This window comes from Streptomyces sp. NPDC046831 (assembly GCF_040645305.1).
In the GTDB taxonomy this organism is placed as follows: domain Bacteria; phylum Actinomycetota; class Actinomycetes; order Streptomycetales; family Streptomycetaceae; genus Streptomyces.
On the sequence record NZ_JBEYXZ010000017.1, the window covers coordinates 110,870 to 135,014 of the forward strand.

Below are 24,145 nucleotides of genomic sequence, written 5' to 3' on the forward strand. Positions count from 1 at the left end.
CACCGCCGCCCGCCGGCCCGCACAGCCCGCTCCCGTCCGGGCCGCATCCCTCCGGCCCGCCCCGGCCCGGCCCGGACGACGTGTCCGGTCCCGCGGCGGCTTGCCGGGACCGCCTCCCCCCGGGCGTCCGGGCCACTACGCTGCTGCACGTCAACGGAGGGGAGAACACTTCATGTCCGACACCCATCCCGCCCCCGGCGGGTTCGGGCCGCCGTCCCAGCCGCCGCAGCAGCCGGCGCCGGGGTACGGGTATCCGCAGGCCGGCCCGGGCTACGGCTACCCGCAGACCCCCCCGGCCCATCCGGTCGCGCCTCCCGTGGCCTATCCGCAGGCCCCCGGCTACGCGATGCCGATGCAGCCGAGCAACGGCATGGGCACCACGGGCCTGGTGCTGGGCATCATCGGCCTGGTGTGCAGCCTGACCCTCTTCCTGTGGATCTTCGGCGTCGTCCTGGGCATCCTCGCGATCATCTTCGGCGCCGTCGGGCTGGGCAAGGCCAACCGCGGCGAGGCCACCAACAAGGGCGCGGCGACCGGCGGCCTGGTCTGCGGCATCCTGGCCACCGTGGTGCTGCCGCTGCTGGGCCTGCTGGTCTTCGCCGGCCTCATGGGCAGCGCCAGCACGTTCTGAGCGGGGTGCGCGGCAGCGGGCGAGGGGCCGGGCGGGAGCCCGGCCCCTTCCCTCACCCCGCGCCCGTCCGCAGCCGCTCCCGGGCCTCCATCAGCGCGAACCCCAGCAGGTTCAGGCCCCGCCAGCGCTCCGGGTCCGCCGCGGCCTCGTCGCTCGCGGCCAGGCCGATGCCCCACACACGGTCCACCGGGCTGGCCTCCACCAGCACCCTCCCCCAGCCCTCGGCCGGGGGGACCCCCACCTTGTTCCGCTCACCGCTGTTCAGCAGGAACGCGCGCAGCCCGGAGTGCGCCGCGAACTTGTGGACACTGCCCTCGACCACGATCCGGAAGCGCTCCCGCTCCCACGTCGGCTCGTCGAAGCCGCGCACCAGCCGCCCGGCCTTCTTCGCCTCGGCCGGATGCCCGGCCTCCAGCACCCGCCGCTCCGCCTCGGCGTCCCCGAACAGCCGCGCCTTGCCGGCCATCATCCAGTGCTCGGCGGTCGCGTAGGTCACCCCGTCCACCGTGAACGGCGACGGCCACCACTGGCTCAGACAGCTCGCGCCCACCCGGCCGTCCGGCCGCGGGCGGTGCCCCCAGAAATACAGATACCTGATCCTCGCCCCCGCGCGGACCGCCCTGATCAGGGCCTCCCGCGAATCGCTCGTCCCCATGGCGGGCGAGTCTGGCACGCACCACCGACAGCCGTCCCGGCTCTTTTCCGCTCCGGCTCGACACTCGGTCGACAGATTCCGTCGCGTAACCAAAAGGAAACAACGGAATCCCTTGTTGGAGTGCACTTGCTCTGTCAGGATCGGCACTCACATCGAGCTGGAGCTACGCCATCCACCCCGTTCACGGCGGGCTGACGGCGGAGGAGAGCGACATGCACAACCCGGGCAACGCCACCCCGGAACGGTTCCCCGCACAGGCGCGCTTCGCGGACGGCGCGCAGTACATCGCCGGCCGTCTGCGCCAGGGCACCTCCGGCCGCGCCCACGCGGTCGTGGACCCCGCCAACGGCGAGGAGGTGTACACCTACGAGCTGGCCGGACCCCAGGACGTGGACGCGGCGGTCGCCGCCGCGCGCGAGGCGTTCCCAGGCTGGTCGGGCGCCACGCCCGTGGAGCGTTCGGAGGCGCTGCACCGCTTCGCCGCCGTACTCGCCGGGCGCGCCGAGGACTTCGCCCGCGCCGAGTCGCTCCAGTGCGGCAAGCCGCTGAAGCTGACCCGGGAGTTCGACGTGCCGGGCACGATCGACAACACCTCCTTCTTCGCGGGCGCCGCCCGGCACCTGGCGGGGCAGTCCGCGGGCGAGTACTCCGGCGACCACACCTCGTACGTGCGCCGCGAGCCGATCGGCGTCGTCGGCTCCGTCGCGCCGTGGAACTACCCCCTGCAGATGGCCGCCTGGAAGATCCTCCCGGCGATCGCCGCGGGCAACACCGTCGTGCTGAAGCCCGCCGAGCTGACCCCGCTGACCTCGCTGATGTTCGCGCAGGCCGCCACCGACGCCGGGATCCCGGACGGCGTGGTCAACATCGTCACGGGTGCCGGCCGGGAGGCCGGGGAGCACCTGGTCGGTCACCCCGACGTGGCCATGACCTCGTTCACCGGCTCCACCGCCGTCGGCCGGCGCGTCGCCGAGATCGCCACCGCCACCGTCAAGCGCCTCCACCTGGAGCTCGGCGGCAAGGCGCCGTTCGTGGTCTTCGACGACGCCGACCTGGAGGCCGCCGTCCACGGCGCGGTCGCGGGCGCGCTCATCAACACCGGGCAGGACTGCACGGCCGCGACGCGCGCCTACGTGCAGCGGCCTCTGTACGAGGAGTTCGTCGCGCGGACCGCCGCCCTGATGGACACCGTCCGGCTCGGCGACCCCTTCGCCCCCGGCACCGACCTCGGCCCGCTGGTCTCGCACGCGCAGCGCGAGAGGGTGGCGGACTTCGTCGACCGGGCCCGCGGCTACGCGCGCGTGGTCACCGGCGGCGAGGCTCCCGGGGGCGAGCTGACGCGCGGCGCCTACTACCGGCCCACCCTGATCGCCGACGCCGCGCAGGACAGCGAGATCGTCCAGTCGGAGATCTTCGGCCCGGTGCTGGCCGTCCTGCCGTTCGACACCGACGACGAGGGCATCCGGCTGGCCAACGACACCCCGTACGGCCTGGCGGCCTCGGCCTGGAGCCGCGACGTCTACCGGGCCAACCGTGCCACCCGCGAGATCAAGGCGGGCTGCGTGTGGGTGAACGACCACATCCCGATCATCAGCGAGATGCCGCACGGCGGCTACAAGGCCTCCGGCTTCGGCAAGGACATGTCCACCTACTCGTTCGACGAGTACACCCAGATCAAGCACGTCATGTTCGACAACACGGCGGTGGCGGCGAAGGACTGGCACCGCACCGTCTTCGGGGACCGGCGATAGCCGCTCGGCGACTGCCGCCGGTGGGACGACCGGCCACCGACCAGGCCCCACCCTCCCTCCTGAAAGGGCACCACGCGCATGGAGCAGTATGAGCCCGACCGCCTGACTCCGGCCCAAGTGGCCGCCATGAGGCGAAGCTTCCGCAACGGCCGGGCCGCCCTGACCCGCCGTTCGCTGCTGCGCGCCTCGGCGGGCGGCGCGCTCGCGGCCGGCGGACTCGGAGCGCTGAGCGCCTGCGGGATCCCGCCGGCGGGTCAGGCGCAGGGCGGCACGGCGACGCAGGACCACTCGGACCAGGAGAAGGTGGTCAACTTCTCCAACTGGACCGAGTACGTCGACGTCGACGACAGCGGCAAGCACCACCCGACGCTGGAGGCGTTCGCCAGGCGGACGGGCGTACGGGTCAAGTACACCGAGGACATCAACGACAACAACGAGTTCTTCGGCAAGATCAAACCGCAGCTCGCCGCCGGCCAGGACACCGGCCGTGACATCGTCGTCCTCACCGACTGGCTGGCGGCCCGGCTGATACGCCTGGGCTGGGTGCAGAAGCTCGACCCCTCCCACCTGCCGCACGCCTACACCAACCTGTCGGCCCAGTTCCGCAACCCCGACTGGGACCCCGGCCGCGCCTACAGCTACCCCTGGCAGGGCATCTCCACCGTCATCGCCTACAACAAGAAGGCCCTCGACGGCATCGAGGTGAAGTCGGTCTCGGACCTGCTGGACAACCCCAAGCTGAAGGGGCGCGTCGGCTTCCTGTCGGAGATGCGCGACACCATCGGCATGACCCTGCTCGACATGGGCAAGGACCCGGCGAAGTTCACCGACGACGACTACGACGCCGTCGTCGCCCGGCTGCAGAAGGCGGTCGACAAGGGGCAGATCCGCCGGTTCACCGGCAACGACTACACCTCCGACCTGACCAAGGGGGACTTCGCGGCCTGCCTCGCCTGGGCCGGCGACGTGGTGCAGCTCAAGGCGGACAGCCCGGACGTCGACTTCGTCATCCCCGACAGCGGCTACATGACGTCGACGGACAACCTGCTCGTGCCCAACAAGGCGCGGCACAAGACGAACGCGGAGCGGCTCATCGACTTCTTCTACGAGCCCGACCAGGCCGCCGCGCTCTCGGCGTACATCAACTACGTGACACCCGTCGACGGTGTGCGGCCCTACCTTGCGAAGATCGACGAGGACGCGGCGAACAACCCGCTGATCATCCCCGACAAGGCCATGGCCGCCACGTCGCACGCCTTCCGCTCACTGACGCAGAAGGAAGAGACGGCCTACGAAGAGAAGTTCGCGAAGCTCACAGGGGCGTGACGATGATGACGACAGACAACAGCGGCGACGTCCGCCTCACCGGGATCGGCAAGACCTACGGCTCCTTCACCGCCGTGCACCCGTTGGACCTCACGGTGCCGAAAGGTTCCTTCTTCGCCCTGCTGGGCGCCTCCGGCTGCGGCAAGACCACCACCCTGCGCATGATCGCAGGCCTCGAGAAGCCCAGCACGGGCACCGTGCACCTCGGCGACCAGGACGTGACCCACCTGCCGCCGTACAAGCGGCCGGTCAACACGGTCTTCCAGTCCTACGCGCTCTTTCCGCACCTCGACATCTTCGAGAACGTGGCCTTCGGCCTGCGCCGCCGCGGCATCAAGTCGGTGCGCAAGCAGGTCGAGGAGATGCTGGACCTGGTCCAGCTCGGCGAGCAGGCGCGCAAGAAGCCGCACCAGCTCTCCGGCGGCCAGCAGCAGCGCGTGGCCGTGGCCCGCGCCCTGATCAACCACCCGAAGGTGCTCCTCCTCGACGAGCCCCTCGGCGCCCTCGACCTGAAGCTGCGCCGCCAGATGCAACTGGAGCTGAAGCGGATCCAGACCGAGGTCGGCATCACCTTCATCCACGTCACGCACGACCAGGAGGAGGCCATGACGATGGCCGACCAGGTCGCCGTGATGAACGCGGGCCGGGTCGAGCAGCTCGGCTCGCCCACCGACCTCTACGAGAACCCGCGGACCACGTTCGTCGCCAACTTCCTCGGCACCTCCAACCTGATCGAGGCCGAGGTCGACACCCGCGGCGGCGGCGAGATCGTCGTGCGGGCCGGCGACGGCAAGCTCGTCCTGCCCGAGGCGCGCTGCTCCGCGTCCACGACCGCCGGCGGCAAGGTGCTGGTCGGCGTGCGACCGGAGAAGATATCCCTCACCCACGCGGACGACGCGGGGGAGATCCCCGACAACCGCAACCGCATCACCGGGACCATCGCCGACTCCAGCTTCATCGGCGTCTCCACGCAGTTCGTCGTCGACTGCGCGGTCTGCCCCGAGTTCGAGGTCTACGCCCAGAACATCGACCGCGACCCCCGCCTGGTGCCCGGCACCGAGGTCGTCCTGCACTGGAACCCGGCCCACACCTTCGGCCTGGACGCGGCGCAGGACATCGACGCGGGCGTGGAGAGCGTGGGGCCGGAAGAGGGGGAGGCCGCCTGATGGCCGTCGTCACCCAGGCGCCGCCACCGCCGGCGCCCACCGCCGCGGGCGCGACCCGCGCCCAAGCCCCGCGCAGGCGGGGCCGCCTCACACCGTACTGGCTGCTGCTGCCCGGCATCCTGTGGCTGGTGGTCTTCTTCGCCCTGCCGATGATCTACCAGGCGTCCACGTCCGTGCAGACCGGCTCCCTGGAGCAGGGCTACAAGGTCACCTGGCACTTCGTGACCTACTGGGACGCCCTGTCCGCCTACTGGCCGCAGTTCCTCCGCTCGGTCCTCTACGCGGCCGCCGCGACGCTCCTGTGCCTGCTCCTCGGCTATCCGCTCGCCTACCTGATCGCCTTCCGCGCGGGCCGCTGGCGGAACCTGATCATGGTCCTGGTGATCGCGCCGTTCTTCACCAGCTTCCTGATCCGCACCCTGGCCTGGAAGACGATCCTCGCGGACGGCGGCCCGGTCGTCGGCGCGCTGAACACGCTGCACGTCCTGGACGTGACCGGCTGGCTCGGCTGGACCTCCGGCGACCGCGTGCTGGCCACGCCGCTCGCGGTGGTCTGCGGTCTGACGTACAACTTCCTGCCGTTCATGATCCTGCCGCTGTACACCTCGCTGGAGCGCATCGACGGCCGGCTGCACGAGGCCGCGGGCGACCTGTACGCGAAGCCGTGGACCACCTTCCGCAAGGTGACCTTCCCGCTGTCGATGCCGGGCGTGGTCTCCGGCACGCTGCTGACCTTCATCCCCGCCGCCGGCGACTACGTCAACGCCGGCCTGCTCGGCTCCGCCGACACCGGCATGGTCGGCAACGTCATCCAGACCCAGTTCCTGAGGATCCTCGCCTATCCGACGGCCGCGGCCCTCTCCTTCATCCTGATGGCCGCGATCCTCGCCATGGTCACCGTCTACATCCGCAGGTCCGGCACGGAGGATCTGGTCTGAATGACCCTCGTCAACTGGCTCAAGCGCAACCTCGTCGTCCTCGCCGGACTGCTGACGCTCGGCTATCTGCTCCTGCCCAACGTCGTCGTCACGGTGTTCTCCTTCAACCGGCCCAAGGGCCGCTTCAACTACGAGTGGCAGCGGTTCTCCACCGACGCCTGGCGCGACCCGTGCGGCGTCGCCGGCATGTGCGGCTCGCTGTCGGTCAGCCTGCAGATCGCCGTCTGGGCGACGTTCGGCGCCACCGTCCTCGGCACGATGATCGCCTTCGCGCTGGTCCGCTACCGCTTCCGCGCGCGCGGCGCCGTCAACTCGCTGATCTTCCTGCCGATGGCGATGCCCGAGGTCGTCATGGCCGCCTCGCTGCTCACCCTGTTCCTCAACATGGGCGCGCAGCTGGGTTTCTGGACGATCCTCATCGCCCACATCATGTTCTGCCTCAGCTTCGTCGTCACCGCCGTCAAGGCGCGCGTGATGTCGATGGACCCGAGGCTGGAGCAGGCGGCCCAGGACCTCTACGCGGGTCCCCTGCAGACGTTCTGGCGGGTCACCCTGCCCATCGCGGCACCGGGCATCGCCGCGGGCGCGCTGCTCGCCTTCGCGCTCTCCTTCGACGACTTCATCATCACCAACTTCAACGCCGGCTCGACCGTCACCTTCCCCATGTTCGTCTGGGGCTCGGCGCAGCGCGGCACCCCCGTTCAGATCAACGTCATCGGCACGGCCATGTTCGTGGTCGCCGTGCTCCTCGTCCTGGTCTCCATGGCCGTCGGCAGCCGCCGTGCCAGGCAGAGGCCGTAGCCGGAAGCAGTCCGTAGGGAGTTGACATCATGGCCCCGAGCGCCATGAGCCGTAACGACAACTGGACGACATCCCTCGCCGAGGCCCAGCCGGTCCCGTACTGGCTGGAGGACCCCGGTCGGCCCCGCCCCGAACCCGCGCTCACCGGTGCGGAGACCTGCGACCTGCTGGTCGTCGGCGGCGGCTACAGCGGACTGTGGACGGCGCTGCTCGCCAAGGAGCGCGATCCGCTGACGGACGTGGTCCTGGTGGAGGGCCGCGAGGCGGGCTGGGCCGCCTCCGGCCGCAACGGCGGCTTCTGCGCCGCCTCCCTCACCCACGGCCTGGCCAACGGGCTCGCCCGCTGGCCCGAGGAGATCCAGCGGCTGGAGGAACTGGGCGCCCGCAACCTCGACGCCATCGAGGAGGCGGTCGTCCGCCACCGGCTGGACTGCGAGTTCGAGCGCACCGGCGGGATCGACGTCGCGACCGAGCCCTACCAGGCGCGGGAGCTGCGGGACTGGCACGCGGAGCTGGAGCGCCGGGGCCTGGCCGGCGGCACCGAGTTCCTCGACCGGGACGCGGTGCGGGCACAGGTCGACTCACCGACCTTCGAGGCCGGCCTGTGGGACCGCCGGGGCGTGGCCATGGTCCACCCGGCCAAGCTCGCCTGGGGCCTCAAGCGCGCCTGCCTGCGGCTGGGGGTGCGCGTGTACGAGCACACGCCCGCCCTGACGCTGCGGGCGTACGGCGCCGGCATGGCCGTGCGCACCCCGTACGGGCAGGTCCGCGCCCGCCGGGTCGCCCTCGGCACGAACGTCTTCCCCAGCCTGGTGCGGCGGATGCGCTCCTACACCGTCCCGGTCTACGACTACGCCCTGATGACCGAGCCGCTCACCGACAGCCAGATGGCCTCCGTCGGCTGGCGCAACCGCCAGGGCCTGGGGGACAGCGCCAACCAGTTCCACTACTTCCGGCTGACCGCGGACCACCGCATCCTGTGGGGCGGCTACGACGCGGTCTACCCGTACGGCGGCCGGGTGCGCGCCGAGTACGACCACCGCCCCGAGACGTACGCCCGGCTCGCCGGGCACTTCTTCACCTGCTTCCCGCAGCTGGAGGGCGTCCGGTTCACGCACGCCTGGGGCGGGGCGATCGACACCTGCTCGCGCTTCTCGGCGTTCTTCGGCACGGCCCACCGGGGCCGGGTCGCCTACGCCGCCGGCTACACGGGGCTCGGCGTCGGCGCCACCCGCTTCGGCGCCGAGGTGATGCTCGACCTGCTGGCCGGGGCGCGCACCGCCCGCACGGAACTGCAGATGGTCCGCAGGAAGCCGCTGCCCTTCCCGCCCGAGCCGTTCGCCTGGGCCGGCATCGCGCTCACCAAGTGGTCCCTGGCCCGGGCGGACGCGCACGGCGGGCGGCGCAATCTGTGGCTGCGGACGATGGACCGGCTGGGGCTGGGCTTCGACAGCTGACGCGGGGGTCGCGCCGCGGCCACGTCCGCGGGCCCGCCCTCACCGACCCCGCGCTGCTGGAACTGGCGCTGCACGAGGCGGCCGCGCGGCCGGCCGCCCAGGACCGCGGGGACGGCGGGAGGTCCTGACACGGCCCTCCGGGGTGCGCACCGAGGCGGGTGCTGTTCGTCCGGGAGCCGCGGTGCCGGCCCGCCGGCCGTCCGCGCCCACGCGGCGGCCCGGCCGGGAGCGCACGGCCCGGATGGGGTGAGCGGTCAGCCGGGGCCGGTGCGCGAGGGGGCCGTTCCGCCGGAGGACCGACGGCCGCCCCGGCCGAGCAGGAGCCGCAGGCCGGTGAGCAGCACCGCGCACAGGCACCAACTGGCCACGACGTCCAGGGGCCAGTGGTAGCCGCGCCGGACGAGGCCGAAGCCGACGCCGAGCACGAGGACGGCGAAGACGGCGACGAGCAGGCGGCGGGCCGCGGCCGTCCGGAGCCAGGGGAGAAGGAGCAGGGCCGAGGCCCCGTAGGCGACCGCGGCGGTCGCGGTGTGCCCCGAGGGGTAGTAGCCGGCCCCGGGCGGCATCACCGGCGTGCCGTGCCGGGCGGTCCACTCCTTCAGCGGCACGACCAGGACCGGCACCAGCACCATCAGCGCGGCCGCCGCGGCCGGCGGCAGCCACCAGCGGTCGGCGCCGGCTGCCCGGCCCCGCCGGGCCGCGTAGCCGAGGACCACCGCGAGAACGGGCACGGCGACCTGCGCGTTGCCCAGGTCGGCGAGGAGTTCGGAGGGGCGGTCGGGGTGGACGAGACCACGGCTGAGGCGCTCGTCCACGCGCAGCAGCGGGCCGTGTGCGAGCACCTGCCAGGTGATCAGCGCGAAGAGCACGGCCGGGAGGGCGAGGAGCAGCAGGACGCACAGGCCGCGCCAGGCGGCGCGGGCCGGCCGGCCCGGAGCGGGCAGCCCCCTGCCGCGCGCGAGGGGCCCCCGTCTCTGCTCGGGCGTCCGGTTCCGGGAGGTCGACACGGAGTACAGCTTGGCAAACCCGCGCGCCCGCGCCCGGCCGGGCGGGCAGAAGGCGTAGAACCGGCACCGCCGCCGTCGCGTCCGTGGAAGGGGCGCGGCGGCGGCGGGACGGCCGAGAAGGACGGGAGGGGGGTCGGCCGCCCAGGAACAGGGGGGGATGGTTCCGGGGCGGCCGTCCGGACCGGAACGCCGCACGCCCCGGGGGGTCTGGGGCGGGCGACTGTCCGATCGAGGAGATCCGGGGCCGTCAGACCCCGGGTGTGCGCGAGGCACGACCAGGTCGAAGCTGGGGAGGCCACGGCCTGATGTCGCCCACAGTCCCCTGTGGGCGGGGTGTATCTCTCATCTCGGGAGAACCTACGGCAGCGGACGGGAGCGCGACAGCCGGAACCGCCTCCCCCCATCCACCTCGCACACCTTCTTCACACGCTCTGCCGTCCTGCGCCGGCAGAGCGTGTGAACGGGGTGCTCAGATGCGGGCGAACGCCTGCTCGACGATGTCCAGGCCCTCGTTGAGCAGGTCCTCGCCGATGACCAGCGGGGGCAGGAAGCGGACCACGTTGCCGTAGGTGCCGCAGGTCAGGACCAGCAGGCCCTCCTGGTGGCAGGCCTTGGCCAGGGCGGCGGTCGCCTCCGGGTTCGGCTCCTTGGTCCCGCGGTCCTTGACCAGCTCGATGGCGATCATGGCGCCGCGGCCGCGGACGTCGCCGATGATGTCGAACTTCTCGGCCATGGCGTTCAGCCGGGCCTTCATGACGGCCTCGATGTTCTTCGCCTTGGCGTTGAGGTCGAGCTCCTTCATGGTCTCGATCGCGCCGAGCGCGCCGGCGCAGGCGACCGGGTTGCCGCCGTAGGTGCCGCCGAGGCCGCCCGCGTGCGCGGCGTCCATGATCTCGGCGCGGCCGGTCACGGCGGCGAGCGGCAGACCGCCGGCGATGCCCTTGGCGGTGGTGATCAGGTCCGGGACGATGCCCTCGTCCTCGCAGGCGAACCACTGGCCGGTGCGGCAGAAGCCGGCCTGGATCTCGTCGGCGACGAAGACGATGCCGTTGTCGGCGGCGAACTGGCGGATCGCGGGCAGGAAGCCCTTGGCCGGCTCGATGAAGCCGCCCTCGCCGAGCACCGGCTCGATGATGATCGCGGCGACGTTGTCCGCGCCGACCTGCTTGGTGATCTGCTCGACGGCCTGCCTGGCGGCCTCGGGGCCCGCGTTCTCCGGGCCGGTCGGCCAGCGGTAGCCGTAGGCGACCGGGACGCGGTAGACCTCGGGGGCGAACGGGCCGAAGCCGTGCTTGTACGGCATGTTCTTGGCCGTCAGCGCCATGGTGAGGTTGGTCCGGCCGTGGTAGCCGTGGTCGAAGACCACGACGGCCTGGCGCTTGGTGTACGCGCGGGCGATCTTCACCGCGTTCTCGACGGCCTCGGCGCCCGAGTTGAACAGGGCCGACTTCTTGGCGTGGTCACCCGGGGTGAGCTCGGCCAGCGCCTCGGCGACGGCCACGTAGCCCTCGTACGGCGTGACCATGAAACAGGTGTGCGTGAAGTCGGCGAGCTGCGCGGACGCGCGGCGGACGACGGCCTCGGCGGACGCGCCGACCGAGGTCACGGCGATGCCGGAGCCGAAGTCGATGAGGCGGTTGCCGTCGACGTCCTCGATGATGCCGCCGCCCGCACGCGTGACGAAGACCGGCAGCGTGGAGCCCACGCCCTGCGCGACCGCGGCGAGACGGCGGGTCTGCAGCTCCTGCGACTTCGGGCCGGGGATGGCGGTGACGACGCGGCGCTCCTGCGGAAGTGCGGTCATGGGGGGCTCCCTGTGGTCTGCGTACCGGGCGGTCCGGTGCGCCCGGGCACCGGCGGACCGGGTGGGTGTCTCCGGTCGGGGCCTTTTCGGACGCTTGCCTTCTTTTCTCGCAGGTTAGGGCGGCTGAGCGAGGGTGGGCATGCTCCATGTGGGCGTTGTCGGCGCTCGTGGTTGTCCGTCGTGGACATACAAGGAGTGCCGGGGCCGCGGGGCGCGGCGGCGGGAGCGCGGCCGGGATGCCGCGCGCCGTGCCGCGCCACCGGTGAACTCCCCGGCCCGGGCGTTAGATTGGCCCGCGGACGGTGGACGGCACGGCTGCTCAGGGGGCAGGGGCGATGGACGACGGGACGCAGGAAGCGCGCGGCACGCAGGCCAACCCCGTGCCGCGTCCGGCGATGCCGGGGGACGTCCCCGCGGCGCCGCCGCGGCCCGCGGGCACGCCGCCGCACCCCGGCGCCGGCGCACCCGGGTACGGGGCGCCGGCCCGGGCGGCCGTCGCCGACTGGCTCGACGCGCCCCGCCCCGCCGCCGGACCCGGCATCTGGCGGCTGGGACACCGCCCGCCGAAGGACCCGCGGCAACCGGAACGGCTCGCCCCCATCACCGTCGTCGGCCTGCTCATCCCGCTCGCCGTGGCGCTGGTGCTGTGGTCCCTGTGGCGGCACGGCGGCTTCCCCTACCAGTGGGTCCTGCTGAAGCTGTTCACGCCGGACGACTGGTGGTGGGGCGGCACCGTGTCCCCGAAGGGCATGGAGGGCCGCGAGGCCCTCGTCGTCCAGGACGGCGTCTTCTTCGCCGTGCTCGTGTACGCCGTGGGCCGCCTGGGCGGCTGGCCCGACGTACTGCGCCACTACATCGGCCGCCGCCCGCAGCCCGCCCGGGCCCTCGGCGCCGCCGCCGGCGCGCTGATCGCGCTGAGCCTCGTCTTCCCGAACGCCTTCCCGGGCGTCGGCTGGGACGCCCTGCCGGTCGTCGACCCGGTCTTCTCGCTCGTCGTCCTCGTCTCCGGCGGCTACGACCTGTTCGCCTCGCAGCTGTTCACCGACACGCTGTACGCCCTGATCACCGCGCTGGTCGTGTGGCCGTTCGCCCGGCTCGGCGGCTGGTGGGCGTACGGCAAGGAGCTCGCGGCGCGGCGCCGGGCCCGGACGGAGCCCGCCGCCGCGCCGGCCGCCGTCCTGCCCCGGTCGCAGTGGCCGGACCTGCGCGACGCCGGGCAGCACCAGGCGGCGGACCTGCTGTCCGCCGAGGTGGCGGGCGGCCGGATGAACGACGTCGACTGCGCGCGCGTCGGGCACGCCTGGGCGCGGGCCCGCGGCGGCGCCCGCCTCGCCGACTTCACGGACACGGTGCTGCGGCACGGCGCCGCCGCCTGGACGCACCCGTCCGGGGCCCGCGACCTGCCGGGCCGCTCCACCCGGCACGACCTGCTCGAAGGGCAGGTGCGCCTGGGCCGGTGGGTGCCGGGGGAGCGCGGCCCGCGCGCCTTCGACGGCGCCGACGCGGCCCTCGACCCAGACGCCCTGGGCACCTCCCTGCTCGTGGTCGGGCCGTCCGGCTCCGGCAAGACCCGCCACGTCGTCGCACCGGTCACGGAGGCACTCGCGCTGCAGGCGCTGACCGGCCGGTGCGCCGTCGTCGCCGTCTGCGCCGCCGGGACCCCGCTCGGCCCGGACGCGGCCTTCGACGTCGTCGTCCGCATCGGGGACCGCGACTCCGTCCACGACCTGGACCCCTACGCGCAGGCCGACGACCCGGACGAGGCCGCCGCCGTCCTCGCCGAGGCCCTCGTGGGAGACCTCGACACCGTCGGCGCCCAGAGCGCCGCCACCGCGCTCGCCCAGCTCCTCGGCCCCTACCGGGCCGTGCACGGGCACTTCCCGCCGCTGCCGGTGCTGCGCGAGCTCCTGGAGGGCGAACCGGCGGCACTGTCGGCGCTGCGTGCGGCCCTCGACGGCGAGGAGCACGCCGTGATGCGCCGCGAGCTGGACGCCCGGCTGCGCCAGGCCGGCACCGCGGCCGACGCCGGCCCGGCGCTCGCCGGCCGGCTCGCGCTGCTGGACCGTCCGGTCTTCGCCGGCTTCTTCGGCTCCGGCGGCACGGGGCGGCCGTTCTCGCTGCGGGCCGTCGCCCACCACCCCCTGCGGGTCCGCGTCGACCTGCCCGAACGCGGCCACGAGGAGGCGTCCCGGCTGCTCACGCGGCTGGTGCTGGCGCAGTTCACCGCCGTCGTGCGCGACGCGCGCCGCCCCCACTTCGCCTGCCTGGTGCTCGACGACGCCACCGGCACCGTCACCACCGAGTCGGTGCGCCGCATCCAGCGTCTGCGCTCCCAGAACGCCGGGGTGGTCCTCGCGCTGCGGTCGGTCGCCGACGTCCCCGAGGCGCTGCACGGTCCGCTGCTCGGCGCCGTCGGCTGCCGCATGGCGCTGTCCGGGGTCACCACCTGGGACGGCAGCCGGTTCGCGCACGCCTGGGGCACCGAGTGGGTGGAGACGAAGGAGGTCGCCCAGCACACCGTCTTCGCCGACCAGCCGATGACCCGGGCCCTGCACGCCCTGCGCAAGCTGGTCACCGGCAAGGCCGTCACCACGGACGCGGTGACCGTGAAGCAGGTCGAGCGGGAGCGCTGGTCGGCCTCCCAGCTGGCCCACGAGGTGCCGCCCGGGCACGCGGTGCTGTCGCTGACGACCGTGCGCGGCGAGCACGCGCCGCCGCTGCTGGTGGACCTGCGGGGCTGAACGCGGGCGACGACCCGGACATCGCACCGTACGGTCACACGGTGACCGTACGGTGAGGCAGAATCGGCAGAGGTCGTTCATACGTGGCGGCCAAAAGATCACATCGATCAGCCAGAAGATCGCAACGATCACCCGATCTCCGCAGACCTGAAGGTCCCATGCCCCCCACGCTCGCCTCGCTCGTCCACCACTCCGCGCTCAAGCTGACCGTGCGCGCGGGCGAGGACCGCCTGGACGTGCCCGTCCGCTGGGCGCACGTCAGCGAGCTCGCCGACCCGGTGCCGTACATGGAGGGCGGGGAGCTGCTGCTGATCACCGCCCTCAAGCTGGACGCGGAGGACGCGGAGGCCATGCGCCGCTATGTGAAGCGGCTGGTGGGCGCCGGCGTGGTCGGGCTCGGCTTCGCCGTCGGGGTCAACTACGACGAGATACCGAAGGCCCTCGTCGACGCCGCCGAGCAGGAGGGCCTGCCGCTGCTGGAGGTGCCCCGGCGCACCCCGTTCCTCGCCATCAGCAAGGCCGTCTCGGCCGCGATCGCCGCCGACCAGTACCGGTCGGTCACCGCCGGATTCGCCGCCCAGCGCGAGCTGACCCGGCAGGCGCTGAACGCCGGCCCCGAGGGCCTGCTCGGCGCGCTCGCCGCCCAGGTCGACGGCTGGGCGGCGCTGTACGACGCCTCGGGCGCCGTGGTCGCGACCGCCCCGGAGTGGGCGGGGCGGCGGGCGGCCCGGCTCACGGCGGAGGTGGAGCGGCTGCGGGACCGGCCCGCGCCCGCCAGCTCGGTCGTCGGCGGGCCCGAGACCGAGGACCGCGTCGAACTGCACTCCATAGGCACCGGCCGGCGTCCGCGCGCCGCGCTCGCCGTCGGCACGGCCGCGACCCTCGGCACCGCCGAGCGGTACGCCGTCCACTCCGCCATCGCCCTGCTGACGCTGACCACGGAACGCTCGCGGTCCCTGCACGCCGCCGAGCAGCGCGTCGGGGCGGCCGTGCTGCGGATGCTGCTCGCCGGGCAGCAGGACCACGCCCGGGCCGTCGCGGGCGACCTGTACGGCGGACTGCTCGACGCGCCCTTCCGCATGATCGTGGCCGAGTCGGTCCGTGCGCCGGCCGCGCGGGCGCACGCCGACGCCCACACCTGGACGCCCGCCGGCCGGTCCTCGGCCTTCGCGCCGGCCGTGGGCACCGCGGGCCACCCGCTGGCGGGACTCGCCGAGGTCGTGGAGGCGGCGGCCGCGCGGTCGGGGGAGGCGGTCCTGGTGGTGCCCGAGGGGGAGCGGCTGGTGGTGCTGGCGGCCGACGGGGGCGCGGCCGTCGCGGCCTGCGGGACGTACGCCTCGGCGCTGGAGGCGGCACGGTCCGCCACCGTGCGCGAGCAGGCGCCCGGCGGGGACGAGGAGGAGGTCGTCGTCGGGCTGTCGGCGCCGGCCGGACCGATCGCGGCGGCGGCCGCGTACAAGCAGGCCGAGCAGGCGCTGTCGGTGGCGCGGCGGCGGGGCCGGGTGCTCGTCGAGCACGACCAGGTGGCGTCGGGCTCGGTGCTGCCGCTGCTGGCCGACGACGCGGTGCGGGCCTTCGCCGACGGGCTGTTGCGCGCGCTGTACGAGCACGACGCCACCGGGCGCGGGGATCTGGTGGCCTCCCTGCGGGCCTGGCTGTCGCGGCACGGCCAGTGGGACGCGGCCGCGGCCGACCTCGGGGTGCACCGGCACACGCTGCGGTACCGCATGCGGCGCGTCGAGGAGATCCTCGGGCGGTCCCTGGACGATCCGGACGTCCGTATGGAGCTGTGGCTGGCGCTGAAGGCGACGTCCTCCGACTGAGACCGGGGGGTTCGCTGTACCGGGTGGGGACAGCCCGGGTCGGCCGTCGAGGGTGCCGGGTGCTGTGGCGGAGGCGGGTGGGTCGCGCGGCCCGGCGTTGGCGGGGTGCCGCCCACGCCCACCCGTGCCGCCCCGGCGGCACGATTGCCCGCGGTTCGGGTTGGGCGGGGGCCGTCCGGTCCGCCGTGGCGGTGGGTTCGGGTGCCGGGTGCTGTGGCGGGGCGCGGGTGGGTCGCGCGGCCCGGCGTTGGTGGGGTGCGGCCCGCGCCCACCCGTGCCGCCCTGGCGGCACGATTGCCCGCGGTGTGGGGCGGGCGGTGCCGTCCGTGCCCACTCGTGGCGGCCCGGCGGCACGACCGCCTGCGGCGGGAGTGGGGCTCCTAGGCCAATTCGGCGCGTCCTCGGGGGGCAGTGCTACGGCTCGGACAAACGCTCGGCGGGGCCTGTCGCCCTACCGTGGAGCAAGCCAAGAACACACCCCCAACGCGGAAGGGCCGGGACTCGTACATGACTTCCACCCACGCCTTCTGGCTCGCCGGCCGCCAGGTCACCGGCGAGGACACCTTCGACGTCACCAACCCCTACGACGGGCGGCTGGTCGGCAAGGTGAGCGTGCCCACCGACGCCCAGGTCGAGGAGGCCGTGGCCGCCGCGTACGCCGTGCGGGACGAGTTCGCCGCCACCCCGGCGCACGTGCGGGCCGCCGCCCTGAGCCACATCGCCACGCGGCTGGTCGAGCGCACCGAGGAGATCGGGCAGCTGATCTCCGCCGAGAACGGCAAGCCGATCAAGTGGGCCCGGGGTGAGGTCGGCCGTGCCGCCTCCGTGTTCCGGTTCGCCGCCGAGGAGGCCCGGCGGTTCAACGGCGGCGAGGCGCAGCGCCTGGACACCGACGCCGGCGGCCAGGGCCGGCTCGCCCTCACCCGCCGCTTCCCCAAGGGTGTCGTCCTCGGCATCGCGCCGTTCAACTTCCCGCTGAACCTGTGCGCCCACAAGGTCGCCCCGGCCATCGCCGCCGGCGCCCCGATCATCCTGAAGCCCGCCCCGGCCACCCCGCTGTCCGCTCTGGTGCTGGGCGAGCTGCTGGCCGAGACCGACCTGCCGGCCGGCTCCTGGTCCATCCTGACGGTCGCCAACGAGCGCATGCCCGCCCTCGTCCAGGACGAGCGCCTGCCGGTGATCTCCTTCACCGGTTCCGAGAAGGTCGGCTACGCGATCATGGACTCGGTGCCGCGCAAGCACTGCACCCTGGAACTGGGCGGCAACGGAGCGGCCGTCGTCCTCGCCGACTACGCGAGCGACGAGGACCTCGACTGGGCCGCGAACCGCATCGCCACGTTCTCCAACTACCAGGGCGGCCAGTCCTGCATCTCGGTGCAGCGTGTGATCGCCGACGCCGCCGTCTACGACCGCCTGCTGCCGCGCGTCGTCGCCGCCGTCGAGGCCCAGGTCACCGGTGACCCCGCCGACGACAAGACCGACGTCGGCCCGCTGGTCAGCGAGGACGCCGCGAAGCGGGTCGAGTCCTGGGTGCGGGAGGCCGTCGAGGCCGGGGCCACCCTGCTCACCGGCGGCGAGCGCGACGGCGCCACCGTCGCGCCGACCGTCCTCGCCGACGTGCCGGCCGACGTGACGATCGCGTGCGAAGAGGTCTTCGGCCCGGTCCTGACCGTGCAGAAGGTGGACGGCGAGGCCGAGGCCTTCGCCGCCGTCAACAGCTCCAAGTACGGGCTCCAGGCCGGCGTGTTCACCCACGACCTGCAGACCGCCTTCCGCGCCCACCGCGAGCTGGAGGTCGGTGGCGTGGTCGTCGGCGACGTGCCGTCCTACCGCGCCGACCAGATGCCGTACGGCGGCGTCAAGCAGTCCGGCGTGGGCCGCGAGGGCGTCCGCTCCGCGATGGAGGACTACACGTACGAGCGGGTGCTGGTGCTGACCGGTCTCGCCCTGTGACCTCCTGACGTGCCCGAAGGGGCCCGCCACCGGTACCGCCGGTCGCGGGCCCCTTCGGTTTTCCCAAACCGCACGGCGTGACGGTCCCCGCGCGGCCCTGCCCCACGGCCGGGCCGCCGCCCCGGCCCACGGCGTGCGGGTGCCGCAGCCACGTCACCCGGATGGCCGCCCCGTGCCGCCCCCCGTGGCGGCCAGCCCTCCGCCCCGGTGCCGGCCCCGCGCCGCCCGCGTGCCAGCCCCGTGCCACCCCCCGCCCGCGTGCCAGCCCCGCGCCGTCCCCGTGGCCGCCCGCGTGCCAGCCCCGTGCCGGCCGTCCCCGCCCGCGTGCCAGCCACGTGCCGCCCCCGTGGCCGCCCTCGTGCCATCCCCGCGCCGCCCGTCCCCGCCCCCGTGCCGCCCCCGTGCCGGGCCCGCGCCGGCCACGCGCCGGGCCCGTGCCGCCCGCGGCCGTCCTCCGGTCCGCGGCACCCTGGCCGCCGGCGCCTGCGGCCGCCGCGAGCGGCCCGCCCATGCCGCGGGTGCGGGCCAGGACGGCGAGCGGCCGGTACCGGCGCGCCCAGCTCGCCGTCACCCGATCGGCCCCTCGACGGTGTGAGGCGGCCGCAGGGGCGTGACCTCGCCGTATGTCCGGGCCCGGCTCGGTGCCCCGGCCCGGTGCGGCCCCACGGCCGGGAGCGGGTTACCGGCCCGGGCGGGGGCTCCGGGCAGGCCCGCTGCTCCCGCCCGGCCCGTATCCGGGCCGACTGGCGGATCCGGGGAAGTCACAGAAATCTGGTGGAGGCGTGGGCAACCGGCCCGGCCCGGCGACGCCGTGCCCGGCCGGGTGACCACGCCGAACAGACGGTGGACTGCGCGCGTTCGTACGCGCGGGGTGGTGAGCCCGCCCGGCATCGGGTACATACGATCCAGTAGCACCGGTCAGTAACGAACCGTCCCCAAGGACCCTATTCGCGGCGAGGTGTGCCTCATGTCCGCACCGTTGACCAACAAGCCCACCGTCACCGAGCGCGAGGCGCGTGAGGTGGCGGAGGCCGCCCGGGAACAGAACTGGCGCAGACCGAGCTTCGCCAAGGAGCTGTTCCTCGGCCGCCTCCGGCTCGACCTCATCCATCCGCACCCCCTGCCCGCCGACGAGGAGGTGCAGCGCGGCGAGCAGTTCCTCACCAAGCTGCGCGACTTCTGCGAGACCAAGGTCGACGGCGCCCGGATCGAGCGCGACGCGCGCATCCCGGACGACGTCATCACCGGGCTCAAGGAGCTCGGCGCGCTCGGCATGAAGATCGACACCAAGTACGGCGGCCTCGGCCTGACCCAGGTCTACTACAACAAGGCCCTCGCCCTGGCCGGCTCGGCCAGCCCCGCGATCGGCGCCCTGCTGTCCGCGCACCAGTCGATCGGCGTACCGCAGCCGCTGAAGATGTTCGGCACCCAGGAGCAGAAGGACACCTTCCTGCCGCGCTGCGCCCGCACCGACATCTCGGCCTTCCTGCTCACCGAACCCGACGTCGGCTCCGACCCGGCACGGCTGGCCACCACCGCCGTCCCGGACGGGGACGACTACGTCCTCGACGGCGTGAAGCTGTGGACCACCAACGGCGTGGTCGCCGACCTCCTCGTCGTCATGGCCCGGGTCCCGAAGTCCGAGGGCCACAAGGGCGGCATCACCGCCTTCGTCGTGGAGGCCGGCAGCGAGGGCGTCACCGTCGAGAACCGCAACGCCTTCATGGGCCTGCGCGGCATCGAGAACGGCGTCACCCGCTTCCACCGGGTCCGCGTCCCGGCCTCCCACCGCATCGGCGAGGAGGGCGCCGGCCTCAAGATCGCCCTCACCACCCTCAACACCGGCCGGCTGTCGCTTCCCGCCATGTGCGCCGGCGCCGGCAAGTGGTGCCTGAAGATCGCCCGCGAGTGGTCCGCGGCCCGCGAGCAGTGGGGCAAGCCCGTCGCCCTGCACGAGGCCGTCGGCTCGAAGATCGCGTTCATCGCCGCCACGACCTTCGCCCTGGAGGCCGTCCTCGACCTGTCGTCGCAGATGGCCGACGAGAACCGCAACGACATCCGCATCGAGGCCGCCCTCGCCAAGCTCTACGGCTCCGAGATGGCCTGGCGCATGGCCGACGAACTCGTCCAGATCCGCGGCGGCCGCGGCTTCGAGACCGCCGAGTCGCTCGCCGCCCGCGGCGAACGCGCCGTCCCCGCCGAGCAGATGCTGCGCGACCTGCGCATCAACCGCATCTTCGAGGGCTCCACGGAGATCATGCACCTGCTGATCGCCCGCGAGGCCGTCGACGCCCACCTGTCGGTCGCCGGCGACCTCATCGACCCCGACAAGAGCCTCCAGGACAAGGCCCGGGCGGGCGCCAACGCCGGTGTCTTCTACGCCAAGTGGCTGCCCAGGCTGATCGCCGGCCCCGGCCAGCTGCCGAACGCCTACGCCGAGTTCCACCCCGCCGGGCACGTCGACCTGTCCCCGCACCTGCGGTACGTCGAACGCCACGCCCGCAAGCTCGCCCGCTCCACCTTCTACGCCATGTCCCGCTGGCAGGGCCGGATGGAGACCAAGCAGGGCTTCCTCGGCCGCGTCGTCGACATCGGCGCCGAGCTGTTCGCGATGAGCGCCGCCTGCGTCCGGGCCGAACTCCTGCGCACGCAGCACGACCACGGACGCGAGGCCTACCAGCTCGCCGACGCCTTCTGCCGCCAGGCCCGCATCCGCGTGGCCGAACTCTTCGACCGGCTGTGGACCAACACCGACGACCTCGACCGCAAGGTGGTCAGGGGCGTCCTCGGCGGCGCCTACACCTGGCTGGAACAGGGCATCGTCGACCCCTCCGACGACGGACCCTGGATCGCCGACGCGGCCCCCGGTCCCTCCGGGCGGGAGAACGTGCACCGGCCCATCAGGTGAGGACCGGCACCACCGCCGGCCCGGCCCCCGCACCGCCGGGCACCTCCGGGAACGGCCGCGGCCCCGCCCGCCCGGGCCGGCGCCGCGGCCGGCGGGTGCCGGGCGGGGCGGCGGGCGGCCGGGCCGGCGGCGGCGCCGGGCACCCTCCCGAGGGACGCGCTGTCCTGCCGGGCCGCCGCTACGGCAACAATGGAGGGATGAGCGACAGTCCAGCCCCCCTCGCCGACCCGCACCTCGTCTTCGACCCCGCCGGCGGCGACGGCCCCAAGGACGTGGTGGTTCTCGGCTCCACCGGGTCCATCGGCACCCAGGCCATCGACCTCGTGCTGCGCAACCCGGACCGCTTCCGGGTCACCGCGCTCTCCGCCAACGGCGGACGGGTCGGTCTCCTCGCCGAGCAGGCGTACCGGCTCCGCGTGCGGACCGTCGCCGTCGCCCGCGAGGAGGTCGTACCGGCCCTGCGCGAGGCGCTCGGCGCCCAGTACGGGGCGGGCGAGCCGCTCCCCGAGATCGTCGCCGGGCCCGGCGCGGCCACCGAGGTCGCCGCCTCCGACTGCCACACCGTCCTCAACGGCATCACCGGGTCCATCGGCCTCGCCCCGACCCTGGCCGCACTGGAGGCGGGCCGCACCCTGGCGCTCGCCAACAAGGAGTCGCTCATCGTCGGCGGCCCGCTCGTCAGGGACCTCGCCAAGCCCGGGCAGATCATCCCCGTCGACTCCGAGCACGCCGCCCTCTTCCAGGCCCTCGCCGCCGGCACCCGCGCCGACGTGCGCAAGCTCGTCGTGACCGCCTCCGGCGGGCCGTTCCGCGGCCGGACCAGGGACGAACTGGCCGGCGTCACCGTCGAGGACGCCCTCGCCCACCCGACCTGGGCCATGGGACCGGTGATCACGATCAACTCCGCCACCCTGGTCAACAAGGGGCTGGAGGTCATCGAGGCGCACCTGCTGTACGACATTCCCTTCGACCGCATTGAGGTGGTCGTGCATCCGCAGTCGTATGTCCACTCGATGGTTGAGTTCACCGACGGATCCACGCTCGCCCAGGCGACGCCCCCCGACATGCGCGGGCCCATCGCCATCGGCCTCGGCTGGCCCGAACGCGTCCCGGACGCCGCGCCCGCCTTCGACTGGAGCACCGCGTCCACCTGGGAGTTCTTCCCCCTCGACAACGACGCGTTCCCCTCCGTCGGCCTCGCCCGGCACGTCGGGCAGCTCGGCGGCACCGCCCCGGCCGTGTTCAACGCGGCCAACGAGGAGTGCGTCGACGCGTTCCTGCGCGGAGCGCTGCCCTTCAACGGAATCATGGACACCGTGACCCGGGTGGTCGAGGAGCACGGCGCACCCCGTGCGGGAACCTCGCTCACCGTGCCGGACGTCCTCGAAGCGGAGACCTGGGCCCGGGCCCGGGCCCGGGAACTGACAGCGCAGACAGCGACCGCGGAGGCACGTGCATGACGACCCTGATGATGATCCTCGGCATAGTCGTCTTCGCGGTCGGCCTGCTGGTCTCCATCGCGTGGCACGAGCTGGGGCACCTGTCCACGGCCAAGCTCTTCGGCATCCGCGTGCCGCAGTACATGGTCGGCTTCGGCCCGACCGTCTGGTCGCGCAGGAAGGGCGAGACCGAGTACGGCGTCAAGGCGATCCCGCTCGGCGGCTACATCCGCATGATCGGCATGTTCCCGCCCGGACCCGACGGCCGGATCGAGGCCCGCTCCACCTCGCCCTGGCGCGGGATGATCGAGGACGCCCGCTCGGCGGCCTTCGAGGAGCTCCGGCCCGGCGACGAGACCCGCATGTTCTACACGCGGGCCCCGTGGAAGCGCGTCATCGTGATGTTCGCGGGCCCCTTCATGAACCTGGTGCTGGCGGTGGCGCTGTTCCTCACCGTCCTGATGGGCTTCGGCATCCAGCAGCAGACCACCACGGTCAGCTCGATCTCCCCGTGCGTCATCGCCCAGAGCGAGAACCGCGACACCTGCAAGAAGTCCGACCCCGCCTCCCCGGCCGCGGCCGCGGGCATGAAACCGGGGGACCGGATCGTCGCCTTCGACGGGGTGCGCACCAACGACTGGAACACGCTGTCCGACCGTATCCGGGTCAGCGCCGGCAAGGACGTGGCCCTGGTCGTCGACCGCGACGGCCGGGAGCTGACCCTGCACGCCAAGATCGCCACCAACCAGGTCGCGAAGAAGGACTCCACCGGCGCCTACGTCCAGGGCGAGTACGTCAACGCCGGCTTCCTCGGCTTCAGCGCGGCCACCGGCGTCGTCAAACAGGACTTCGGCGAGTCCGTGACCTGGATGACCGACCGGGTCGGCGACGCCGTCGACTCGCTCGCGGCCCTGCCCGGCAAGATCCCGGCCCTGTGGAACGCGGCCTTCGACGGCGCCCCGCGTGAGCCCGACTCCCCGATGGGCGTGGTCGGCGCCGCCCGCGTCGGCGGCGAGATCTTCACCCTGGACATCCCGGCCAGCCAGCAACTGGCGATGGCCGTGATGCTCGTCGCCGGCTTCAACCTCTCCCTGTTCCTCTTCAACCTGCTCCCGCTGCTGCCGCTCGACGGCGGGCACATCGCGGGCGCCCTGTGGGAGTCGCTGCGCCGGCACCTGGCCAGGGTCATGCGGCGCCCGGACCCGGGCCCGTTCGACGTGGCCAAGCTGATGCCGGTGGCCTACGTGGTGGCCGGGATCTTCGTCTGCTTCACGATCCTGGTCCTCATCGCGGACGTCGTTAACCCGGTCCGCATCTCCTAGACACCTCCCGTTCGAGGCGGCCGGGCCCGGTTGTGACCCGGCCGCCTTCCATTGAGTGGGTTTGCCGGGTGGGATGTGCTCGCCCCCCTGGCGGTGCCGTAATCTCGGAGCCCGGAGCCCGCTGCTCACGGGACCGGACCTTGATCCACGACTTGGGGTTGCACAGCAGATGACTGCGATTTCTCTCGGCATGCCGTCCGTTCCGACCAAGCTCGCCGAGCGCCGCAGGAGCCGGCAGATCCAGGTCGGTTCGGTGGCGGTGGGCGGGGACGCGCCGGTGTCGGTGCAGTCGATGACGACGACGCGGACGTCGGACATCGGTGCCACGTTGCAGCAGATCGCGGAGCTGACCGCGGCGGGCTGCCAGATCGTGCGGGTGGCGTGCCCGACGCAGGACGACGCGGACGCGCTGGCGACGATCGC

The 24,145-nt window shown here is 73.5% G+C and carries 17 protein-coding genes and 1 pseudogene; 14 read left to right on the forward strand and 4 right to left on the reverse strand.

Going from position 1 to position 24,145, the window contains the following annotated elements; all coding sequences use genetic code 11:
• Nucleotides 1-172: 172 nt before the first annotated feature.
• Complete coding sequence (locus ABZ920_RS17145) at nucleotides 173-631, forward strand: DUF4190 domain-containing protein (protein ID WP_361504834.1); 459 nt, start codon at nucleotides 173-175, stop codon at nucleotides 629-631.
• Nucleotides 632-683: 52 nt separating this feature from the next.
• Here the strand turns inward: ABZ920_RS17145 and ABZ920_RS17150 are convergent, their stop codons facing one another.
• Entirely contained in the window at nucleotides 684-1,286 is a 603-nt protein-coding gene (locus ABZ920_RS17150; RefSeq protein ID WP_361504836.1) for an NADAR family protein, read from the reverse strand.
• Nucleotides 1,287-1,498: 212 nt separating this feature from the next.
• Here ABZ920_RS17150 and ABZ920_RS17155 point away from each other — a divergent pair, with 212 nt between their 5' ends.
• From ABZ920_RS17155 to ABZ920_RS17180, 6 genes are all read left to right on the forward strand, one after another.
• Entirely contained in the window at nucleotides 1,499-3,037 is a 1,539-nt protein-coding gene (locus ABZ920_RS17155; protein ID WP_361504839.1) for a gamma-aminobutyraldehyde dehydrogenase, read from the forward strand.
• 78 nt (nucleotides 3,038-3,115) lie between these two features.
• Entirely contained in the window at nucleotides 3,116-4,363 is a 1,248-nt protein-coding gene (locus ABZ920_RS17160; protein ID WP_361504842.1) for a spermidine/putrescine ABC transporter substrate-binding protein, read from the forward strand.
• Between the two features lie 5 nt (nucleotides 4,364-4,368).
• Nucleotides 4,369-5,529, forward strand: coding sequence for an ABC transporter ATP-binding protein (locus ABZ920_RS17165; protein WP_361504887.1), 1,161 nt, complete (start codon nucleotides 4,369-4,371; stop codon nucleotides 5,527-5,529).
• Nucleotides 5,529-6,467, forward strand: coding sequence for an ABC transporter permease (locus ABZ920_RS17170; protein WP_361504844.1), 939 nt, complete (start codon nucleotides 5,529-5,531; stop codon nucleotides 6,465-6,467). The genes ABZ920_RS17165 and ABZ920_RS17170 overlap by 1 nt, the downstream gene beginning before the upstream one ends.
• Nucleotides 6,468-7,268 carry an ABC transporter permease gene (locus tag ABZ920_RS17175; RefSeq protein WP_361504846.1) on the forward strand — a complete coding sequence of 267 codons (801 nt, stop codon included), beginning with the start codon at nucleotides 6,468-6,470 and terminating at the stop codon, nucleotides 7,266-7,268.
• A gap of 29 nt (nucleotides 7,269-7,297) precedes the next feature.
• Entirely contained in the window at nucleotides 7,298-8,725 is a 1,428-nt protein-coding gene (locus ABZ920_RS17180) for an FAD-dependent oxidoreductase (RefSeq protein ID WP_361504849.1), read from the forward strand.
• A 254-nt stretch (nucleotides 8,726-8,979) separates the two neighbouring features.
• Here the strand turns inward: ABZ920_RS17180 and ABZ920_RS17185 are convergent, their stop codons facing one another.
• The 3 genes and pseudogenes from ABZ920_RS17185 to gabT form a co-directional block, all read right to left on the reverse strand.
• The gene (locus ABZ920_RS17185) at nucleotides 8,980-9,618 is read right to left on the reverse strand and encodes a phosphatase PAP2 family protein (protein WP_361504890.1); all 639 of its coding nucleotides are present in this window, start codon (nucleotides 9,616-9,618) and stop codon (nucleotides 8,980-8,982) included.
• Between the two features lie 264 nt (nucleotides 9,619-9,882).
• A pseudogene (locus ABZ920_RS17190) lies at nucleotides 9,883-10,078 on the reverse strand (phosphoesterase); the annotation flags it as partial.
• Nucleotides 10,079-10,201: 123 nt separating this feature from the next.
• Nucleotides 10,202-11,536: a 4-aminobutyrate--2-oxoglutarate transaminase gene (gabT, locus tag ABZ920_RS17195; RefSeq protein ID WP_361504852.1), complete on the reverse strand. Its 1,335-nt coding sequence runs from the start codon at nucleotides 11,534-11,536 to the stop codon at nucleotides 10,202-10,204.
• A 335-nt stretch (nucleotides 11,537-11,871) separates the two neighbouring features.
• Between gabT and ABZ920_RS17200 the strand changes: the two genes are divergently transcribed.
• The 7 genes from ABZ920_RS17200 to ABZ920_RS17230 form a co-directional block, all read left to right on the forward strand.
• Nucleotides 11,872-14,277 carry an ATP/GTP-binding protein gene (locus tag ABZ920_RS17200; protein ID WP_361504855.1) on the forward strand — a complete coding sequence of 802 codons (2,406 nt, stop codon included), beginning with the start codon at nucleotides 11,872-11,874 and terminating at the stop codon, nucleotides 14,275-14,277.
• Between the two features lie 158 nt (nucleotides 14,278-14,435).
• Nucleotides 14,436-16,100, forward strand: a complete 1,665-nt coding sequence (locus ABZ920_RS17205; RefSeq protein ID WP_361504858.1) for a PucR family transcriptional regulator — start codon at nucleotides 14,436-14,438, stop codon at nucleotides 16,098-16,100.
• Nucleotides 16,101-16,607: 507 nt separating this feature from the next.
• Complete coding sequence (locus ABZ920_RS17210) at nucleotides 16,608-18,053, forward strand: aldehyde dehydrogenase family protein (RefSeq protein ID WP_361504861.1); 1,446 nt, start codon at nucleotides 16,608-16,610, stop codon at nucleotides 18,051-18,053.
• Nucleotides 18,054-19,020: 967 nt separating this feature from the next.
• On the forward strand, nucleotides 19,021-20,961 hold the full coding sequence (locus ABZ920_RS17215; protein WP_361504864.1) for an acyl-CoA dehydrogenase family protein: 1,941 nt from the start codon (nucleotides 19,021-19,023) through the stop codon (nucleotides 20,959-20,961).
• Nucleotides 20,962-21,158: 197 nt separating this feature from the next.
• Nucleotides 21,159-22,421 (forward strand): 1-deoxy-D-xylulose-5-phosphate reductoisomerase, encoded by a 1,263-nt coding sequence (gene dxr / locus ABZ920_RS17220; RefSeq protein WP_361504867.1) that lies wholly within the window; start codon nucleotides 21,159-21,161, stop codon nucleotides 22,419-22,421.
• On the forward strand, nucleotides 22,418-23,722 hold the full coding sequence (locus tag ABZ920_RS17225) for a site-2 protease family protein (RefSeq protein ID WP_361504870.1): 1,305 nt from the start codon (nucleotides 22,418-22,420) through the stop codon (nucleotides 23,720-23,722). The genes dxr and ABZ920_RS17225 overlap by 4 nt, the downstream gene beginning before the upstream one ends.
• Before the next feature lie 169 nt (nucleotides 23,723-23,891).
• The coding region (locus tag ABZ920_RS17230) for a flavodoxin-dependent (E)-4-hydroxy-3-methylbut-2-enyl-diphosphate synthase (RefSeq protein WP_361504873.1) at nucleotides 23,892-24,145 on the forward strand (254 nt) is incomplete at its 3' end.

What these genes read in the sequence shown, in the direction of transcription:
- ABZ920_RS17145 (WP_361504834.1), top strand. Translation starts at nt 173, where the DNA reads ATGTCCGACACCCATCCCGCCCCCGGCGGGTTCGGGCCGCCGTCCCAG.
- ABZ920_RS17150 (WP_361504836.1), bottom strand. Translation starts at nt 1,286, where the DNA reads ATGGGGACGAGCGATTCGCGGGAGGCCCTGATCAGGGCGGTCCGCGCG.
- ABZ920_RS17155 (WP_361504839.1), top strand. Translation starts at nt 1,499, where the DNA reads ATGCACAACCCGGGCAACGCCACCCCGGAACGGTTCCCCGCACAGGCG.
- ABZ920_RS17160 (WP_361504842.1), top strand. Translation starts at nt 3,116, where the DNA reads ATGGAGCAGTATGAGCCCGACCGCCTGACTCCGGCCCAAGTGGCCGCC.
- ABZ920_RS17165 (WP_361504887.1), top strand. Translation starts at nt 4,369, where the DNA reads ATGACGACAGACAACAGCGGCGACGTCCGCCTCACCGGGATCGGCAAG.
- ABZ920_RS17170 (WP_361504844.1), top strand. Translation starts at nt 5,529, where the DNA reads ATGGCCGTCGTCACCCAGGCGCCGCCACCGCCGGCGCCCACCGCCGCG.
- ABZ920_RS17175 (WP_361504846.1), top strand. Translation starts at nt 6,468, where the DNA reads ATGACCCTCGTCAACTGGCTCAAGCGCAACCTCGTCGTCCTCGCCGGA.
- ABZ920_RS17180 (WP_361504849.1), top strand. Translation starts at nt 7,298, where the DNA reads ATGGCCCCGAGCGCCATGAGCCGTAACGACAACTGGACGACATCCCTC.
- gabT (WP_361504852.1), bottom strand. Translation starts at nt 11,536, where the DNA reads ATGACCGCACTTCCGCAGGAGCGCCGCGTCGTCACCGCCATCCCCGGC.
- ABZ920_RS17200 (WP_361504855.1), top strand. Translation starts at nt 11,872, where the DNA reads ATGGACGACGGGACGCAGGAAGCGCGCGGCACGCAGGCCAACCCCGTG.
- ABZ920_RS17205 (WP_361504858.1), top strand. Translation starts at nt 14,436, where the DNA reads ATGCCCCCCACGCTCGCCTCGCTCGTCCACCACTCCGCGCTCAAGCTG.
- ABZ920_RS17210 (WP_361504861.1), top strand. Translation starts at nt 16,608, where the DNA reads ATGACTTCCACCCACGCCTTCTGGCTCGCCGGCCGCCAGGTCACCGGC.
- ABZ920_RS17215 (WP_361504864.1), top strand. Translation starts at nt 19,021, where the DNA reads ATGTCCGCACCGTTGACCAACAAGCCCACCGTCACCGAGCGCGAGGCG.
- dxr (WP_361504867.1), top strand. Translation starts at nt 21,159, where the DNA reads ATGAGCGACAGTCCAGCCCCCCTCGCCGACCCGCACCTCGTCTTCGAC.
- ABZ920_RS17225 (WP_361504870.1), top strand. Translation starts at nt 22,418, where the DNA reads ATGACGACCCTGATGATGATCCTCGGCATAGTCGTCTTCGCGGTCGGC.